We start from the raw sequence: 17269 nt of genomic DNA, 5'->3' as shown, positions 1-17269 counted from the left end.
GATAAACGCGCGCACAGCCAGCCGACTTCGATTGAAAAAACTCATCGAAGGGCTGGAAAAGGAAAATTTGTGAACATGAGGGTGTCAGATAGATCGCCATCGGGGGCGAGCCCCCTCCCACAGGTTGATCGCATTCCAATGTGGGAGGGGGCTTGCCCCGATGGCGCCGGCAACGGCGCTAAACGACTTCCAGCCGAACCTTGTGCTGGTTCAACAACTGCACCAACGCTGGCACCGGCTGTTGATCGGTTACCAAACAGTCCACCAGGCTGATCGGCCCCAAACGAATCATGGCATTGCGCCCGAACTTGCTGGAGTCGGCGGCCAAAATCACCTGGCGTGCATTGGCAATGATCGCCTGGGAAACCCGCACTTCCTGATAATCAAAGTCGAGCAAGCTGCCGTCTTCATCGATGCCGCTGATGCCTACCAGTGCAAAGTCGACCTTGAACTGGTTGATGAAATCGACGCTCGCCTGACCGACCACACCGCCGTCACGGCGCACATTGCCGCCGGTCAACAGCACGTCGAAGTCGTCCTTGGCACTGAGCATGGTGGCGACGTTGAGGTTGTTGGTGATGATTTTCAGGTGATTGTGATTGAGCAGCGCGCGCGCGATCGATTCGGTGGTGGTGCCGATATTGATGAACAGCGAGGCATGATCAGGAATTTGTGCGGCAATGGCTTCACCGATGCGTTGTTTCTCATCGCGCATCTGGTCGGCACGCATGGCGTACGCGGTGTTCTCGACACTGGAGTCATAGGCCGCGCCGCCGTGGTAGCGGCGCAGCAGATTGGCGTCCGCCAGCTGGTTGATATCGCGGCGGATGGTTTGCGGGGTGACAACAAATAGCTGCGCCATCTCCTCGATACTGACATAGCCGCGTTCGCGGACCAGTTCGAGGATTTGTTGCTGGCGGGGAGGCAGATTCATGGGGCGTCCTTTGGGCTGCCATACAAAAGTGGCCCATGATGACGCAGCACGCCGCTCCCCGCCAGTTACAACCCTATGTGGGTCCGGCGCTTGGCTTATTCAGCGCCTTCGTGCGGTTCCCAATCGCGGGTACGGCTCACCGCTTTCTGCCAGCCGGCGTAGAGTTTCTCTTTGGCGGTTTCGTCCAGCGTGGGTTCGAACTCGCGCTCGATCACGGCCTTGCCGCGCAACTCGTCCAGGCTGCCCCAGAAACCACAGGCCAGGCCGGCCAGGTAAGCGGCGCCGAGGGCGGTGGTCTCACGCATTTGCGGGCGCTCGACCCGCGTGCCGAGAATGTCGGCCTGGAACTGCATCAGGAAGTTGTTGGCGACTGCGCCGCCGTCCACACGCAGGGCTTTGAGGCGTTCGCCGGAGTCCTGTTGCATGGCGTCCAATACGTCGCGGGTCTGGTAGGCAATCGACTCCAGGGCTGCACGAATAATGTGATCAACCCGTACGCCACGGGTCAGGCCGAACAGCGCGCCACGCGCATACGGGTCCCAGTACGGAGCGCCCAGGCCGGTGAAGGCCGGGACCAGGTACACGCCGTTGCTGTCTTTGACCTTGCCGGCGAAGTATTCGGTGTCGGTAGCATCGGCGATGATTTTCAGCTCGTCACGCAGCCACTGTACGGTGGAACCGCCGTTGAATACCGCGCCTTCCAGGGCGTAGGCCACTTCGCCGCGGGGGCCGCAGGCGATGGTGGTGAGCATGCCGTGTTGGGATTTGACGGCTTTGTCGCCGGTGTTCATCAGCAGGAAGCAGCCGGTGCCGTAGGTGTTCTTGGCCTGACCCGCTTCTACGCACATCTGGCCGAACAGGGCCGCTTGCTGGTCACCGGCGATGCCGCCGATGGCGATGCCGCTTTTGGTGCGGCCGTAGATTTCCGACGAGGATTTCACTTCCGGCAGCATTTCGCGCGGCACGTCGAGAATCTCCAGCATCTTCGCATCCCACTCCAGGGTGTGGATGTTGAAGAGCATGGTGCGCGAGGCGTTGGTGTAATCGGTAACGTGGGTTTTGCCGCCGGTAAATTTCCAGATCAGCCAGCTGTCGATGGTGCCGAACAGCAGCTCGCCATTGCGCGCACGCTCACGGCTGCCTTCGACGTTGTCGAGGATCCACTTGAGCTTGGTGCCGGAGAAGTACGGGTCGGTGACCAGGCCGGTGGTGTCGTTGATGTATTGCTCGTGGCCGTCGCGCTTGAGCTGCTGGCAGATCTCGGTGCTGCGCCGGCATTGCCAGACGATCGCGTTGTAGATCGGGCGGCCGGTGATCTTGTCCCAGACCACGGTGGTTTCGCGCTGGTTGGTGATACCGATGGCAGCGACCTGGTCATGGTGCAGGCCGGCTTGTGCCAGGGCCTCGACCATCACCGCGCTTTGGGTGGCGAAAATTTCCATCGGGTCATGTTCGACCCAGCCGGCTTGCGGGTAATGCTGAGTGAATTCGCGCTGGGCGGTGCAGACCACGTTGGCGTCACGGTCAAAGATGATCGCCCGTGAACTGGTGGTGCCCTGATCAAGGGCAATGATGTAGTTCTTATTCTGAATGTCGGTCATGTCGATTGCCTTGGACGGAAAATAAGAGAGTAAGGAATCAGCCTGGGCCGCAAAAGGGCAGTGGGACCAGGCTGGCGCTATCAGGAAATACGCGTCTTGCCGTTGACAGCCGTGTCAGGTGTTTCATCTATAGCAGGTGCGGCGCTCGGCAGATGGCGGGCAATCAGCCCGCGATAGGCCGCAGCGCCGAGGCAGGCGCCGGCAATTGGCGCGAAAATCGGAACCAGGAAGTAAGGGATATCGCGGCCGCCGGTAAAGGCGATTTCACCCCAGCCGGCGAAAAAGGTCATCAGCTTGGGCCCGAAATCCCGCGCCGGGTTCATCGCAAAGCCGGTCAGTGGGCCCATGGCACTGCCAATCACGGCGATCAACAGGCCGATCAGCAGCGGGGCCAACGGGCCGCGTGGCAAGCCGTTGTTGTCGTCGGTAAGGGCCATGATCACGCCCATCAGGATGGCGGTGATGACCATTTCCACCAGAAATGCCTGGGCTGTGCTCAGCAGGGCATGCGGGTAGGTGGAGAACACCGACGCCAGCTCCAGGCTGGCCTGGGAGCCGCGAACCATGTGGTGGGTTTGTTCGTAATCGAAAAAGAGATTGCTGTACAGCGTGTACACCAGCGCGGCGGAGCAAAAGGCGCCGGCGACCTGGGCGAGGATATAGAAGGGCAGTTTGCGCTTTTCGAAATCGGCAAAAATGCACAGGGCGATACTCACCGCCGGATTGAGGTGAGCCCCGGAAATACCGGCGCTCAGGTAGATCGCCATGCTGACGCCGACCCCCCAGATGATACTGATTTCCCACAACCCAAAGCTGGCACCCGCGACCTTGAGCGCAGCGACACATCCTGTACCGAAGAAGATCAGAAGCGCAGTCCCCAGGAATTCGGCCATGCATTGGCTCGAAAGTGAAGGCTGTTGAAGAGCAGTTGTCATGGCAAACCTCGATTGTTGTTCTTGTTTGGCGCGCGGCCTCAACGGGCTGTTGCGCGATTTTCACCGTGGCGAGGATCCCCATCCAGGCCATGGCTTATTGCTGGAGTACCGCAGGTGCTATTCCTACAGTATTCGGAAACGAAAAAATATAGACAAGAATGACGGCTGTCAAAGGTCGAAAGTGAACCATTGGTCATTTTCGAACTATTGGTCTGATGAATGATCACGCTTGCGTCTACCAGTACGACTCGCGGGAGTGGCGCACTAGAGCGTTTTGCTCAGGCTTGGCCTAGAATTGGCCCTCTGTTTTCCACGCCCGGAGTAGCCATGACCCCCGCACTGGACCTGTTGAAAAAAGTTCGTGCCGAACATCATATCCACAGTTACGAACATGATCCCAAGGCAGCCTCCTATGGGCTGGAGGCTGCGGAAAAGTTGGGGCTCGACCCCGCGCAGGTGTTCAAGACCTTGCTGGCCAGCAGTGAGAAAGGGGAATTGTTGGTGGCGGTGGTGCCGGTCGTCGGAAGTCTGGATTTAAAGGCGCTCGCCCATGCGGCCGGGGTGAAAAAGGTCGAAATGGCCGACCCTGCAGCGGCGCAACGCTCCACCGGTTACCTGTTGGGCGGCATCAGCCCGTTGGGACAGAAAAAGCGTTTGCGCACATTTATCGACGTGACGGCGCAGCCGTTCGCAACGATTTTTGTCAGTGCCGGGAGGCGGGGATTGGAAGTTGAACTGCCGGCGACGGTGTTGGCTGAGCATACCCAGGCCACATTTGCGCCGATTGGCCGGGTCTGAATTTCACTGTTGAAGAGCAGACGCCACTGTGGGCGTCGGGCTTGCCCGCGATGCAAGCGCCTCGGTCTTTCAGTCAGACCGAGGTGATGCTATCGCAGGCAAGCCAGCTCCCACAGAAGCCAGCTTCTACCTGTTGAGTCAGTTTCGTCAGTTAACGGGGCTGTAACGCCTTACTCCGGATTCGGACTGCGCAACCTGCGCCGCAACGCTGCCTGACGCCTGGAACAACACCAGATGTTCAGCCGCCACACGAATCCCTACATCCGCACCCACTTGATGATCCGCATGGCTTGGGAAAATCGACTCCAACTGTGCACCGGTCGGCAATTGCAGGCGGTACAAGGTCGAGGCACCAAGGAACGTCTTGCCGACAATCCGCGCTTTCAACGCGCTGTCCGGTGCATAAACGATGTCATCCGGGCGCAGCAATACATCCACCGCGCCGCCCGTGGGCCACGTGTAGGCACGGTTACCGCGCAGGTCGCCGAGTTCGGTGCTGACCGATTCCGGCGAACTCAACTGGCCACGGATGAAATAACCCTGGCCGATAAAGCTCGCGACATAGGGCGTCTGCGGTTCGTGATAGAGGTTGTAGGGCGTGTCCCACTGCTCAAGGCGGCCTTCTTTGAACACGCCGACCTGATCGCTCACGGCGAAGGCTTCTTCCTGATCATGGGTGACCAGAATCGCACTGGTGCCGCGCGCCTTGAGAATGTCGCGCACCTCGTGGCTGAGCTTGCGCCGCAGTTCGCCGTCGAGGTTGGAGAACGGCTCATCGAGCAGCAACAGTTGCGGCTCCGGCGCCAGGGCGCGGGCGAGGGCGACGCGTTGTTGCTGACCGCCGGAAAGCTCGTGGGGAAAACGCTTGCCCAGGTTCTTCAGGTTGACCAGTTCGAGCAACTCGGCAACCACGCGGTCTTTTTGTGGGTGTTTGCGAATACCGAAGGCGATGTTGTCGGCCACGCTCAAGTGCGGGAACAGTGCGTAGTCCTGGAACACCATGCCGATCCGGCGTTTCTCCGGCGCGAGGGTGAAGCCGGCATTGGAGATCACGTCGCCGGCCAGGCTGATTTCACCTTCGTGCACCGGTTCAAACCCGGCAATCGCGCGCAAGGTCGTGGTTTTGCCGCAACCGGATGAGCCGAGCAGGCAGCCGATGTCGCCGGCATTGAGGTGCAGGTTGAGGTTCTGCACCACGCGTTGGTCTTGATAGCCGCATGCCAGATTGCGCAGGTTCAGCAGTAATGGCTGGCTCATGCGTGGTGGTACGACGGCGGGACAAGAAATTCAAGCAACGCTTTCTGGGCGTGCAAGCGGTTTTCGGCCTGGTCCCACGCGACCGAACGCTCATCGTCGAGCAGGTCAAGGCTGATTTCTTCGCCACGGTGGGCGGGCAGGCAGTGCATGAACAGCACGTCCGGTGCGGCCAGGTCGAGCAGGGCGCGGGTCACTTGGTACGGTGCGAACAGGGCCAGGCGCTTGGCGGTTTCCTCTTCCTGGCCCATGGAGGTCCACACGTCGGTGCTCACCAGGTGCGCGCCGATCACCGCGTCACGCGGGTCGCGCACGACGGTGACACGGTCGCCGGCTTGAGCCAGGAAACGTGCATCAGGCTCGTAGCCTTCCGGGCAGGCAACACGCAGCTGGAAGTCGAACTGGATCGCCGCTTCTATATAGCTGTTGCACATGTTGTTGCCGTCGCCGATCCAGGCCACGGTCTTGCCCTGGATCGAACCGCGGTGCTCAAGGAAGGTTTGCATGTCGGCCAGCAACTGGCAGGGGTGCAGGTCATCGGACAGGCCGTTGATCACCGGCACCCGGGAGTTGGCGGAAAATTCGGTCACGGTGCTGTGCGCGAAGGTACGGATCATCACCGCATCAAGCATGCGCGACATTACGCGGGCAGCGTCGGCAATCGGCTCGCCGCGGCCCAGTTGGGTATCGCGCGAAGACAGAAAGATGGCTTGGCCACCCAGCTGGATCATGCCGGCTTCGAACGACACGCGGGTGCGGGTCGACGACTTCTCGAAAATCATCCCGAGCACACGGTTTTTCAAAGGCTCAAACAATACGCCGCGGTTACGCAGGTCTTTAAGCTCAATGCCTCGACGGATCACGCTGACCAGCTCATCGGGCGTGCAATCCATCAGGGAGAGAAAGTGCCTTGCGCTCATCATTAACTACCTTTTTGCAACAGACCGCAGATACTCAAAGCCTTGTTTATTGTGACAACGGGCGAGACCTGCGGCGAAAGCCGCACGGGGCGACGAAATGGGGGAAGGCGCGATCTTATAATTAAATGTCGCGTCTTACCAATAGGGCTACGGTTTTTAAGGGTGTTCAAGAAGGGCGCTGAAGCGCTTTTGAAGACTGATTCCTGACAGCAGCGGGCCATTTGTACACTGGCGCTGAGACCTTTTGCAATGCGTGGGAGCGGGCGCAGGCCAGGCTGAGTCGGTTTCGGTGGCTCTTCGCAAGGTTTTGAAACATTTGCTCATGGTCTGGCCTGATGCCTCTCGATTCACGGGGCGAACCTTACTGGTGCGCGCTCAGGTGAGGGGCCATAGTTGGGCCAAAGCCCAATAAAGAGACTGGCCATGACCAAGACTCTCCACCACCGTGCCTGCCATCTGTGTGAAGCCATCTGCGGCCTGACCCTGGAAACCACCCAGGCCGACGACGGCAGCCTGGCGATCACCTCGATCAAGGGTGACCCGCTGGACACCTTCAGCCGTGGGCACATCTGCCCCAAGGCCGTGGCGTTGCAGGACATCCAGAACGACCCGGACCGCCTGCACCAGCCCATGTTACGTGTGGGCAGCGAATGGCGGCCGATCCCATGGGACGAGGCGTTCACGCTGGTCGCTGAGCGCCTGGCGGGCATCCAGGCCCGGCACGGGCAGAATGCAGTGGCGGTGTATCAGGGCAACCCCAGCGTGCACAACTATGGGTTGATGACCCACAGCAACTACTTCCTTGGGCAGCTCAAGACGCGCAATCGGTTTTCCGCGACCTCGGTGGACCAGCTGCCACATCACCTCACCAGTCATCTCATGTACGGCCACGGCCTGCTGCTGCCGATTCCGGATATCGATCACACCGATTTCATGCTGATCCTGGGCGGCAACCCGCTGGCGTCCAACGGCAGCATCATGACCGTGCCTGACGTAGAGAAGCGCCTCAAGGCCATCCAGGCGCGGGGCGGCAGTGTGGTGGTGGTTGATCCACGCCGCAGCGAGACGGCGGCGATCGCCGATCAGCATCTGTTCGTGCGCCCTGGAGGCGATGCGGCGCTGTTGTTCGGCTTACTCAACACCTTGTTTACCGAGAACCTGACGCGTGAAAGCCACTTGCCGGTCGAAGGCCTTGAAGACGTGCGCCGCGCGATTGCCGGGTTCACCGCTGAAGCCATGAGCCGCCAATGCGCAGTGCCTGCCGAACAGATCCGCCAGCTGGCGCGGGACTTTGCCGCAGCGGACAAGGCGGTGTGTTACGGGCGCATGGGCGTGTCCACCCAGGCCTTCGGTACGCTGTGCCATTGGCTGGTGCAATTGATCAATCTGGTGACCGGCAATCTGGACCGTGTCGGCGGCGCCTTGTGCACCTCGCCGGCCGTGGACCTGGTGGCGTCAACCGGTGGCGGGCATTTCAATCGATGGCAGAGTCGCGTGTCCGGACGCCCGGAATATGGCGGTGAGTTGCCGGTGTCCGCCTTGGCGGAAGAAATGCTCACCGAAGGCGAAGGTCAGATCCGCGCCTTGGTGACCGTGGCCGGCAACCCGGTGTTGTCGACGCCAAACGGTCGCCAGTTGGAGCAGGCGCTGGACGGACTTGAGTTTATGGTCAGCATCGACCTCTATATCAACGAGACCACGCGATACGCCGACCTGATCCTGCCGTCCACGTCGGCGCTGGAAAACGATCACTACGACACCACCTTCAATATGTTCGCCGTGCGCAACGTCACTCGGTTCAATCGCGCGATCCTGCCCAAGCCTGCAGGCGCGCTGCACGACTGGGAAATCTTTGTCGGCCTGGCCAAGGCCTTTGCGGCGCAGACAGGCGTGGCGCTCAAACCGACCATGGCGCCGGCGCAGATGATTGACTTTGGTTTGCGTGCCGGGGCTTACGGTGACGCCTCTGATCACAAACTATCGGTGTCGATGCTGGCGGACCATCCGCACGGCGTGGATCTGGGGCCGCTCAAGCCCAATCTCGCCACGCGCTTGAAGACTGCCAACGGCCAGGTGCAGGCGGCGCCGGCGGTGATCCTTGCTGATTTGGTGCGGTTCGCGGCGCACCCTGTGCCGGTGGTGGACGAACTCCTGCTGATTGGCCGTCGTCATGTGCGCAGCAATAACTCGTGGATGCATAACTATCACCGTCTGGTGAAGGGCAAGCCTCGGCACCAGTTGCATATGCACCCTGATGACTTGGCCAGTCGGCAATTGCGCGATGGTCAGCGGGTGCGCGTCAGTTCGCGCATCGGCATGATCGAAGTGGAAGTGGTGGCCAGCCTGGACATGATGCCCGGCGTGGTCAGCTTGCCCCATGGCTGGGGGCATGGACGCCCAGGCGTGCAGATGAGCATCGCCAGCGGGCAGCCGGGGGCGAGTGCGAATGACCTCACCGACGAGCGGCAGTTGGACGAGTTATCCGGCAACGCCGCGCTCAACGGTGTGCCGGTGCAGGTAGCGGCTGCCTGAGGCGCCCGACCACCGGGCTGGAATTTTGCGTTACAATGCGCCACCGTGCCGACCTGTGAGTCGCAAAGTTCCAGCCGAGGTGTTCCATGGATATCATCGAAACGATCAAAGAGCAGATTGCCAACAACACCATTCTGCTTTACATGAAGGGCGCGCCAAACGCTCCTCAGTGCGGTTTCTCCGCGAAGGCTTCCCAGGCCATCATGCAATGCGGCGAGAAATTCGCCTACGTGGATATCCTGCAAAACCCTGAAATCCGCGCCAACCTGCCGAAGTACGCCAACTGGCCAACGTTCCCACAACTGTGGGTAGCCGGTGAGCTGGTCGGCGGCAGCGACATCATCACTGAGATGGCTGCGGATGGTTCGCTGCAAGCGCTGATCAAAGAAGCCGCGGCAAACGCCGCCGCCAAGACTGACGCGTAATCCTGCAGGCGCCGGCGAGCCGGCGTCTGCAATGCGTTAGTCAATAAAAAGCCCCGCTTCTCGAAAGAGAGCGGGGCTTTTTTATGGCCTGTTGGCTACGGGTTATTCACCCATCTGCGATTGCAGGTAGTTTTCCAGGCTGACTTTGTCGATCAGGCCCAGCTGGGTTTCCAGCCAGTCGATATGTTCTTCCTGGTCTTCCAGAATGTCTTCGAGCAGTTCACGGCTGCCGAAGTCGCCCTTGGTTTCGCAGTGTGCAATGGCGGCCTTGAGGTCGCTGTGGCTTTTCTGTTCGAACTTCAAGTCGCTGATGATCATTTCCTGGGTGTGCTCGCCGATGTTCAGCTTGCCCAGGTCCTGCACGTTCGGCAGGCCTTCCAGGAACAGGATGCGCTTGATCAGCGCGTCCGCGTCTTTCATGGCCTTGATGGATTCTTTGTATTCACGCTTGCCGAGCTTTTCCAGGCCCCAATCGTCATACATGCGTGCATGCAGAAAGTACTGATTAATCGCGACCAGTTCATTGGCAAGGATTTTATTGAGTTGCTGGATGACTGAGATGTCGCCTTTCATGACTGGGGTCCTGCCCTGTAATAGCTGTATATAAGGCGGAGTTTGAGCGGCGAAATCCCTAGTGTCAAACCTAAGTTATTGAATAATAAATGAAAATTAATCGGAATAAGAATGTTTGTGTTCCGCGTCTTGACGCTAACTAATTGAATTACGGGCATAAAAAAACCGGACACTAAGTCCGGTTCTTCAAAACACGCTATTTAAGCGTGTGTAAATTCTGCTGAGTAGGGCAGCGCCGACTGAGCGGTTTGCAGCTGCGTCAGGGTTTCCCGTACCACTTGCTTGGCGAGGCAAGCACATTTACCGCACTGGCTGGCAACGCCGGTGGTTTCACGTACTTCCTTGTAGCTGCAGCAACCTTCGTAGATTGCTTCGCGGATTTGTCCGTCGGTGACGCCAGTGCAGAGGCAGACATACATAAGGGAGAACCATCGCGGGTTTAAGGCTTAAGTACGATGGATCTTAATGTTAACGAGAATGATTGTCAAAGTAGTTTCATAGGGTATTGCCCTGGCCTGGCTACCCACTGACGAACGGTTTTTTCAGTGTATGATGGTCGGTCTTCACGAAGCGTGACCGCGTCACAGGGCTGTCGCTTATGCGCGTCAGACTGGGCCGGTCCTTTTACTTCAATCGTCACCCCTGCATCAGGAGATAACCAATGAGCGTACTCGTCGGCAAACAAGCCCCGGATTTCGACGTACCTGCCGTCCTCGGCAATGGCGAAATCGTAGACAGCTTCAAACTGTCTGAAGCCATCAAAGGCAAATACGGCCTGGTGTTCTTCTACCCGCTGGACTTCACCTTCGTCTGCCCGTCGGAGCTGATCGCTCTGGACCACCGCATGGACGATTTCAAGGCGCGCAACGTTGAAGTGGTAGCCGTTTCCATCGACTCCCATTTCACTCACAACGCCTGGCGCAACACCGCCATCAATGATGGCGGCATCGGCAAAGTCAAATACACCATGGCTGCCGACATGAAGCACGACATCGCCAAGGCCTACGACGTTGAATCCGAAGGCGGCGTGGCTTTCCGTGGCGCGTTCCTGATCGACGACAAGGGTGTTGTGCGCTCGCAGATCATCAACGACCTGCCGCTGGGCCGTAACATGGAAGAACTGATCCGTCTGGTCGACGCGCTGCAATTCCACGAAGAGCACGGCGAAGTTTGCCCTGCCAACTGGAAAAAAGGCGACAAAGGCATGACCGCTTCCACCGAAGGTGTTGCGGCTTACCTGACCGAGAACGCCGGCAAGCTGTAAGCCACGTTCGAAGCAAAAAAAACCGGCCTGAGAAGGCCGGTTTTTTTATGCGCGGGAAATGACCCTGTGGCCACTGGTGTTCAGTGGCTGGAGGGCTGTTGTGGCGAGTGGGTATGTTGTGGTGAGTGAGTATGTTGTAGCGAGCAGGCTTGTCGTGGCGAGCGGGCTTGCCCCGCGTTGGGCTGCGAAGCAGCCCCAATTAGACCGCCGCGATTCATCTGGCGAACCGCGTTGCCTGGTTCTGGGGCCGCTGCGCAGCCCAACGCGGGGCGAGCCCGCTCGCCACAGTAAGCCGGCTCGCCACGACGAGCCAGCTCGCCACAACAGCGCTCGGGCAAACCTCAGTCGTTGAAGTCTTCCCAGCCGCCCATCTGCTTCCAGCGGTTGACGATGCCGCAGAACAGCTCGGCCGTCTTCTCGGTGTCGTAGCGAGCCGAGTGGGCTTCACGCCCGTCAAAGTCGATACCGGCTGCCTGACAGGCTTTCGCCAGTACAGTCTGGCCATACGCCAGGCCCGCGAGGGTAGCAGTGTCGAAGCTGGAGAACGGGTGAAACGGGTTGCGCTTCATGTCCAACCGCGTCACGGCAGCATTCAGGAAGCCCAAGTCGAAGCTGCTGTTGTGGCCGACCAGGATCGCGCGTTTGCAGCCATTGGCCTTCAACGCCTTGCGCACACCACGGAAGATATCGGTCAGCGCCGCTTCTTCACTCACCGCCATGCGCAACGGGTGGTCGAGCTTGATGCCGGTGAACTCCAAAGCGGCTGCTTCAATGTTCGCGCCTTCGAACGGCTCGACACGAAAGAAGTGGGTGTGCTCCGGAAACACGAAACCCTGCTCATCCATGCCGATGGTGGTCGCGGCAATTTCCAGCAAGGCGTCGGTAGCGCAGTTGAAGCCGCCGGTTTCTACGTCGATGACCACCGGCAGATAGCCGCGAAACCGCTCGGCCATCGGGTGACGGGAACCGCCACCACTGTGCTCGTGTTCGTCATCGTAATGGTCTTCACTCACTTGCTTTCCTCCAGCAGGCGCCAGCGCAGTGTTTCACCGGCGCGCAGCGGGATAACAGTCAGCTCGCCAAACGGCAGGCTGACAGGGGCGGTCCAGTCTTCACGAACCAGGGTAATGCGGTCGGTATTCGCCGGCAGGCCGTAGAAACGCGGGCCATTGAGGCTGGCGAAGCCTTCAAGTTTGTCCAGGGCATTGCGCTGTTCGAACGCTTCGGCGTACAGCTCGATCGCCGCATACGCGGTGTAGCAACCGGCGCAGCCACACGCGGCTTCTTTGGCGTGTTGGGCATGCGGCGCGGAGTCGGTGCCGAGGAAGAACTTCGGGCTGCCGCTGGTGGCGGCGTCCAGCAAGGCCACTTGGTGAGTGTTGCGCTTGAGGATCGGCAGGCAATAGAAGTGCGGCCGAATCCCGCCCACCAGCATGTGGTTGCGGTTGTAGAGCAGGTGATGCGCGGTGATGGTCGCACCGACATTGGCCGAAGCCTCGGTCACAAACTGCACGGCGTCGGCGGTGGTGATGTGTTCAAACACCACTTTCAGCGTCGGGAACAGCTCGACCACACGGCGCATATGCTCGTCGATGAAGATCTTTTCGCGATCAAACACGTCGACATCGCCACGGGTGACTTCACCGTGAATCAGCAGCGGCATACCGACCTCAGCCATGGCTTCGATGGCCGGCAGGATCTTGTCGATACTGGTCACGCCGGAGTCGGAGTTGGTGGTCGCGCCGGCCGGGTACAGCTTGGCGGCGTGCACGAAACCAGTCGCTTTGGCGGCGCGAATTTCGTCAGGCTGGGTACGGTCAGTGAGGTAAAGCACCATCAGCGGTTCGAAGCGGCTGCCGGCCGGCCGTGCAGCGAGGATGCGCTGGCGATAGGCGTCGGCTTCAGCGGCATTACGCACCGGAGGTACCAGGTTAGGCATGATGATGGCGCGGCCAAACGTGCGCGCTACATCGGCCACAGTTTGGGGTAACGCAGCACCATCGCGAAGATGAATATGCCAGTCGTCGGGACGCAGCAGGGTCAGGCGGTCGGACATTGGGGATTCCAGGCGGGTCAATCTGGTGGGAATGCTACCGGAAAAGACTCTTGCAGGCACTCGCTATCAAGTTTTGCAGGACGCTACCGATATCCCTGGGTATGCCTTAACGACGTATGACGCTTTGAAGTGTTGTAGAAACCAGTGGAGCCTCCCGTGCGCCAGCATTATCTAGCCCTGCTCAGTGTGTTCGCCAGCCTGCCTGCGATGGCCCTCACGTTCCAGACACGTCTGGAGAATATTGAGTGGAAGGTGGAAGGCGATCAGTTCGAGTGCCGACTCACCCAACCGATCACCGATTTCGGCTCGGGTGAGTTCGTGCGCCGGGCCGGCGAGCAAGCGACGTTTCGCCTGAAAGCCTACAACGGCGCGCTGGGTGCGGGCTCGGCGACCTTGTTGGCCGCCGCTGCGCCCTGGCAGCCGGGCCGTGGTGACATCAACCTTGGTGCCGTGCGTGTCGGCAGTGGCGACGTATTGTTCAACAGCTCCCAGGCCCAGGCCGGGCGGCTGTTCACCGGTTTGCTGGAAGGGCGTAGCCCGACCGTGCGGCATTACGGGCGCGAGGGCGGCTACTCGGAAATTCGTCTGTTGCCGGTCAAGTTCAACAAGGCCTACAACGACTACCAACTGTGCACCACCAAGCTGTTGCCGATGAATTACGACCAAGTCAAACAGACCGAAGTCGGCTTCCCCGGTGGCGGTATTGAACTGGACGCGGCCGCGAAGAAGAAGCTGGACGTGATTCTGGCGTTCATGAAAGCCGACCCTACCGTCAACCATATCGAGTTGAATGGCCATTCGGACAACAGCGGCAATCGCCTGACCAACCGTGACGTCTCGCGCCGTCGAGCCCTGGCAGTCACAGACTACTTCAAGGCCAATGGCATCCCCGAATCACAGATCACCATGCGTTTTCACGGTGAAAGCTACCCACTGGCGCCCAACACCAATGCCGCCAACCGGGCGCGCAATCGCCGCGTGAATATCCAGCTGGAACGCGTGGCAGCCCCCGAGAAACCGGCGCCGCAGGCCACTGCACCGAGCAACCCGGCACACACGTCTTAAGGTGCGACCCTTGGTCGCCCGTTCGACATAATCTGTCGCTTTATCTTCATTTGCTGTCGCGCCTCTGTAAATTCACGGTTTTGGTCGGTAGAATCGACGCCTTTCCGTACAACCCCGTGGAGTGATGGCATGGCCGACGTAAACAAGGTCGTTCTCGCGTATTCCGGCGGCCTGGACACTTCGGTGATCCTCAAGTGGCTGCAGGATACTTATAACTGTGAAGTGGTGACCTTCACCGCTGACCTGGGTCAGGGCGAAGAGGTCGAACCTGCACGTGCCAAGGCGCAAGCCATGGGCGTGAAAGAGATCTACATTGACGACCTGCGCGAAGAATTCGTCCGCGATTTCGTCTTCCCGATGTTTCGCGCCAACACTGTCTACGAAGGCGAGTACCTGCTGGGTACTTCCATCGCACGTCCGCTGATCGCCAAACGCCTGATCGAAATTGCCAACGAAACCGGCGCCGACGCCATTTCCCATGGCGCGACCGGCAAGGGCAACGATCAGGTGCGCTTCGAACTGGGCGCCTACGCGCTCAAACCAGGCGTGAAAGTGATTGCTCCGTGGCGTGAGTGGGACCTTTTGTCCCGTGAAAAGCTGATGGATTACGCTGAAAAGCACGCGATCCCGATCGAGCGTCATGGCAAGAAGAAGTCCCCGTACTCGATGGACGCCAACCTGCTGCACATCTCCTATGAAGGCGGCGTGCTGGAAGACACCTGGACCGAGCACGAAGAAGACATGTGGAAATGGACCGTCTCCCCGGAGAACGCTCCTGACAAGCCGCAATACCTGGAACTGACCTACCGCAACGGCGACATCGTCGCGCTGGACGGCGTCGAAATGACCCCGGCCACCGTGCTGGCGACCCTGAACCGTATCGGTGGCGAACACGGTATCGGCCGTCTCGACATCGTCGAGAACCGTTACGTGGGCATGAAGTCCCGTGGCTGCTACGAAACCCCAGGCGGCACCATCATGCTGCGCGCTCACCGCGCCATCGAGTCCATCACCCTGGACCGTGAAGTGGCTCACCTCAAAGACGAGCTGATGCCCAAGTACGCCAGCCTGATCTACACCGGCTACTGGTGGAGCCCTGAGCGTCTGATGCTGCAACAGATGATCGACGCCTCCCAGGCCCACGTGAATGGCGTTGTGCGCCTGAAGCTGTACAAGGGCAATGTGATCGTCACCGGCCGCAAGTCCGATGAATCGCTGTTCGACGCCAACATTGCTACCTTCGAAGAAGACGGCGGCGCCTACAACCAGGCGGATGCTGCGGGCTTCATCAAGTTGAACGCACTGCGCATGCGCATTGCTGCCAACAAGGGTCGCAAGCTGTTCTGAGTGATCTGCGCTGTTAAAAATGGCCCCTGTTAAGGGGCCATTTTTTTTGCCTGCCCATTAAGTCGCGAGCCTTGAACCGAACACAATGTTTAAAAACACAGGGGAATGTTTAAGTTTTGTCGGATATGAAAGTTGATGGGTTTATTTTTTCAGGTTGAATTTAACTTTTGCGTTGTTGAATGAATTTTTAACACCTGCCTAGGAACTATGTCTTACAGAAAATTCACTACACAAGTAAGAAAAGTATGTAAGACGCGGAAAGTTCTGTAGGAAACAGGGGGTGTAAATGAATATGTTCAAAGGAACTAATGCAGGCGGTTTTTTTGCGTCTGCTCATTCGCTTGTGGGTGATGAGCAATGGGTATTTCCTGAAAGTCCTGTGCGGCACGTTTACCTTGAAGCCCTTGTGCGGCGGTTATTTCACTCAAAACATGTCAGCCCCCGGAAAGGTCTGAAAGGCTCCATAAAGCCCAAACTGTCCGAGTTAATGTTTTTTTGTAGGTTAATTCCTATATCGCTGTGGGGTGGGTCTCTGCTTGCTGTTGCTTGGGGGGTAATGCTATGCCAACTAGGAAACGACTACGCTATTGTGCTTGCTCTAAATAATTCGAACAGCGAAATTGGACTTTCTCATGAATAAAGTGCTGATCGTGGATGATCATCCCGTCATTCGTCTTGCTGTGCGCATGCTAATGGAGCGTCATGGTTATGAAGTCGTTGCCGAGACTGATAACGGTGTCGATGCGTTGCAACTTGCACGGGAACATGTACCGGACATTGTCATACTGGATATCGGGATTCCCAAACTCGATGGGCTGGAAGTTATTTGCCGTCTGGCGTCTGCCAAGCAGCCCGCGCCTTTCAAGGTGTTGGTGCTGACGTCCCAGGCGCCCGGGCATTTTTCCATGCGCTGCATGCAGGCGGGAGCGGCGGGCTACGTGTGCAAGCAGCAGGACCTGACCGAGTTGCTGAGCGCGATAAAGGCCGTGCTCTCCGGCTACAGCTATTTCCCCAACCAGGCGCTCAACTCCGTGCGTTCAACCATGGGCAACGCCAGCGAAGCGGACATGGTCGAGCGCTTGTCGGGGCGCGAAATGATGGTGCTGCAGCAGTTGGCCCGTGGCAAAACCAACAAGGAAATCGCCGACGGCATGTTCCTGAGCAACAAGACCGTCAGTACCTACAAGACTCGCCTGTTGCTCAAGCTCAATGCCCGGTCCCTGGTGGACCTGATCGAGTTGGCTCAACGCAACGGCCTAGTCTAGCGCGGGGCGCAGAAATAGTCGGCAAAAAAAAGCCTCCATCAGGGAGGCTTCCGGTCGTGAACGGGCTGATCAGAGGTCGAAATCGTAATCGGCCAGTTGTTTTTGCAAGCGTCGCTCTTCCAGAAGGTTATCGATAGTGCGGCGTTTGCTCAAATTGGTCTTGGCCACCTCTACAACAGGTGCGTCCCCATCGTCATCCGACTCTGCAACAAGGTCGTCTTCTACATCCAGTTGTTCTTTGCCAGTGCTCATAAGGTTCACTCCAGGCTAAGACTGCCATTGGCGCTCCTTATAACGATA

Annotated in this window: 18 protein-coding genes; 8 read left to right on the top strand and 10 right to left on the bottom strand. The window is 58.8% G+C overall.

What is annotated here, in order from left to right:
- Positions 1 to 178 precede the first annotated feature (178 nt).
- The 3 genes from ACM530_RS04015 to ACM530_RS04005 all read right to left on the bottom strand — a co-directional run bounded on the left by ACM530_RS04015 (position 179) and on the right by ACM530_RS04005 (position 3470).
- Positions 179 to 934 carry a DeoR/GlpR family transcriptional regulator gene (locus ACM530_RS04015; protein ID WP_010212755.1) on the bottom strand — a complete coding sequence of 252 codons (756 nt, stop codon included), beginning with the start codon at positions 932 to 934 and terminating at the stop codon, positions 179 to 181.
- Between the two features lie 95 nt (positions 935 to 1029).
- On the bottom strand, positions 1030 to 2535 hold the full coding sequence (glpK, locus tag ACM530_RS04010; RefSeq protein ID WP_145161552.1) for a glycerol kinase GlpK: 1506 nt from the start codon (positions 2533 to 2535) through the stop codon (positions 1030 to 1032).
- An 80-nt stretch (positions 2536 to 2615) separates the two neighbouring features.
- Positions 2616 to 3470, bottom strand: coding sequence for an MIP/aquaporin family protein (locus ACM530_RS04005; RefSeq protein WP_416364304.1), 855 nt, complete (start codon positions 3468 to 3470; stop codon positions 2616 to 2618).
- Between the two features lie 327 nt (positions 3471 to 3797).
- On the opposite strand from ACM530_RS04005, the gene ybaK reads away from it, so the two are divergent.
- Positions 3798 to 4268 carry a Cys-tRNA(Pro) deacylase gene (gene ybaK, locus ACM530_RS04000; protein WP_416364303.1) on the top strand — a complete coding sequence of 157 codons (471 nt, stop codon included), beginning with the start codon at positions 3798 to 3800 and terminating at the stop codon, positions 4266 to 4268.
- Between the two features lie 147 nt (positions 4269 to 4415).
- Here ybaK and ACM530_RS03995 read toward each other — a convergent pair whose 3' ends face one another.
- Together ACM530_RS03995 and argF are read right to left on the bottom strand one after the other, a co-directional pair.
- Positions 4416 to 5525 (bottom strand): ABC transporter ATP-binding protein, encoded by a 1110-nt coding sequence (locus tag ACM530_RS03995; RefSeq protein ID WP_416364302.1) that lies wholly within the window; start codon positions 5523 to 5525, stop codon positions 4416 to 4418.
- Positions 5522 to 6442 (bottom strand): ornithine carbamoyltransferase, encoded by a 921-nt coding sequence (gene argF, locus ACM530_RS03990; RefSeq protein WP_416364301.1) that lies wholly within the window; start codon positions 6440 to 6442, stop codon positions 5522 to 5524. Before argF ends, ACM530_RS03995 begins: the two co-directional genes overlap by 4 nt.
- A 423-nt stretch (positions 6443 to 6865) precedes the next feature.
- Between argF and ACM530_RS03985 the strand changes: the two genes are divergently transcribed.
- Together ACM530_RS03985 and grxD are read left to right on the top strand one after the other, a co-directional pair.
- On the top strand, positions 6866 to 8974 hold the full coding sequence (locus tag ACM530_RS03985; protein ID WP_416364300.1) for a molybdopterin oxidoreductase family protein: 2109 nt from the start codon (positions 6866 to 6868) through the stop codon (positions 8972 to 8974).
- A gap of 86 nt (positions 8975 to 9060) precedes the next feature.
- The gene (gene grxD, locus ACM530_RS03980; protein ID WP_106577269.1) at positions 9061 to 9399 is read left to right on the top strand and encodes a Grx4 family monothiol glutaredoxin; all 339 of its coding nucleotides are present in this window, start codon (positions 9061 to 9063) and stop codon (positions 9397 to 9399) included.
- A 102-nt stretch (positions 9400 to 9501) separates the two neighbouring features.
- Here the strand turns inward: grxD and bfr are convergent, their stop codons facing one another.
- The gene (gene bfr / locus ACM530_RS03975; RefSeq protein ID WP_106577268.1) at positions 9502 to 9972 is read right to left on the bottom strand and encodes a bacterioferritin; all 471 of its coding nucleotides are present in this window, start codon (positions 9970 to 9972) and stop codon (positions 9502 to 9504) included.
- Between the two features lie 200 nt (positions 9973 to 10172).
- Complete coding sequence (locus ACM530_RS03970; RefSeq protein ID WP_078047118.1) at positions 10173 to 10391, bottom strand: bacterioferritin-associated ferredoxin; 219 nt, start codon at positions 10389 to 10391, stop codon at positions 10173 to 10175.
- A 242-nt stretch (positions 10392 to 10633) separates the two neighbouring features.
- Between ACM530_RS03970 and ACM530_RS03965 the strand changes: the two genes are divergently transcribed.
- Positions 10634 to 11236: a peroxiredoxin gene (locus tag ACM530_RS03965; RefSeq protein ID WP_057724790.1), complete on the top strand. Its 603-nt coding sequence runs from the start codon at positions 10634 to 10636 to the stop codon at positions 11234 to 11236.
- A 341-nt stretch (positions 11237 to 11577) separates the two neighbouring features.
- On the opposite strand, the gene rnt is transcribed toward ACM530_RS03965, so the two are convergent.
- Positions 11578 to 12249: a ribonuclease T gene (gene rnt, locus ACM530_RS03960; protein WP_017137041.1), complete on the bottom strand. Its 672-nt coding sequence runs from the start codon at positions 12247 to 12249 to the stop codon at positions 11578 to 11580.
- Positions 12246 to 13292, bottom strand: coding sequence for a dihydroorotase (pyrC, locus tag ACM530_RS03955; protein WP_242194408.1), 1047 nt, complete (start codon positions 13290 to 13292; stop codon positions 12246 to 12248). Before pyrC ends, rnt begins: the two co-directional genes overlap by 4 nt.
- 156 nt (positions 13293 to 13448) lie before the next feature.
- Here pyrC and ACM530_RS03950 point away from each other — a divergent pair, with 156 nt between their 5' ends.
- From ACM530_RS03950 to ACM530_RS03935, 4 genes are all read left to right on the top strand, one after another.
- Complete coding sequence (locus tag ACM530_RS03950) at positions 13449 to 14357, top strand: flagellar protein MotY (protein WP_242194407.1); 909 nt, start codon at positions 13449 to 13451, stop codon at positions 14355 to 14357.
- Positions 14358 to 14486: 129 nt separating this feature from the next.
- Positions 14487 to 15704 (top strand): argininosuccinate synthase, encoded by a 1218-nt coding sequence (locus ACM530_RS03945; protein WP_017738284.1) that lies wholly within the window; start codon positions 14487 to 14489, stop codon positions 15702 to 15704.
- A gap of 286 nt (positions 15705 to 15990) precedes the next feature.
- On the top strand, positions 15991 to 16344 hold the full coding sequence (locus ACM530_RS03940) for a hypothetical protein (RefSeq protein ID WP_369300864.1): 354 nt from the start codon (positions 15991 to 15993) through the stop codon (positions 16342 to 16344).
- The gene (locus tag ACM530_RS03935; protein WP_106577265.1) at positions 16337 to 16969 is read left to right on the top strand and encodes a response regulator transcription factor; all 633 of its coding nucleotides are present in this window, start codon (positions 16337 to 16339) and stop codon (positions 16967 to 16969) included. The genes ACM530_RS03940 and ACM530_RS03935 overlap by 8 nt, the downstream gene beginning before the upstream one ends.
- A 69-nt stretch (positions 16970 to 17038) precedes the next feature.
- Here the strand turns inward: ACM530_RS03935 and ACM530_RS03930 are convergent, their stop codons facing one another.
- Positions 17039 to 17221 carry a PA3496 family putative envelope integrity protein gene (locus ACM530_RS03930; protein WP_145161575.1) on the bottom strand — a complete coding sequence of 61 codons (183 nt, stop codon included), beginning with the start codon at positions 17219 to 17221 and terminating at the stop codon, positions 17039 to 17041.
- Between the last annotated feature and the right edge of the window lie 48 nt (positions 17222 to 17269).

The sequence above is a fragment of the Pseudomonas sp. NFX183 genome, from assembly GCF_047943075.1.
Lineage (GTDB): Bacteria > Pseudomonadota > Gammaproteobacteria > Pseudomonadales > Pseudomonadaceae > Aquipseudomonas.
The sequence above is the reverse complement of the archived record's forward strand: the minus strand, read 5'-3'. Positions and strand labels throughout refer to the sequence as shown.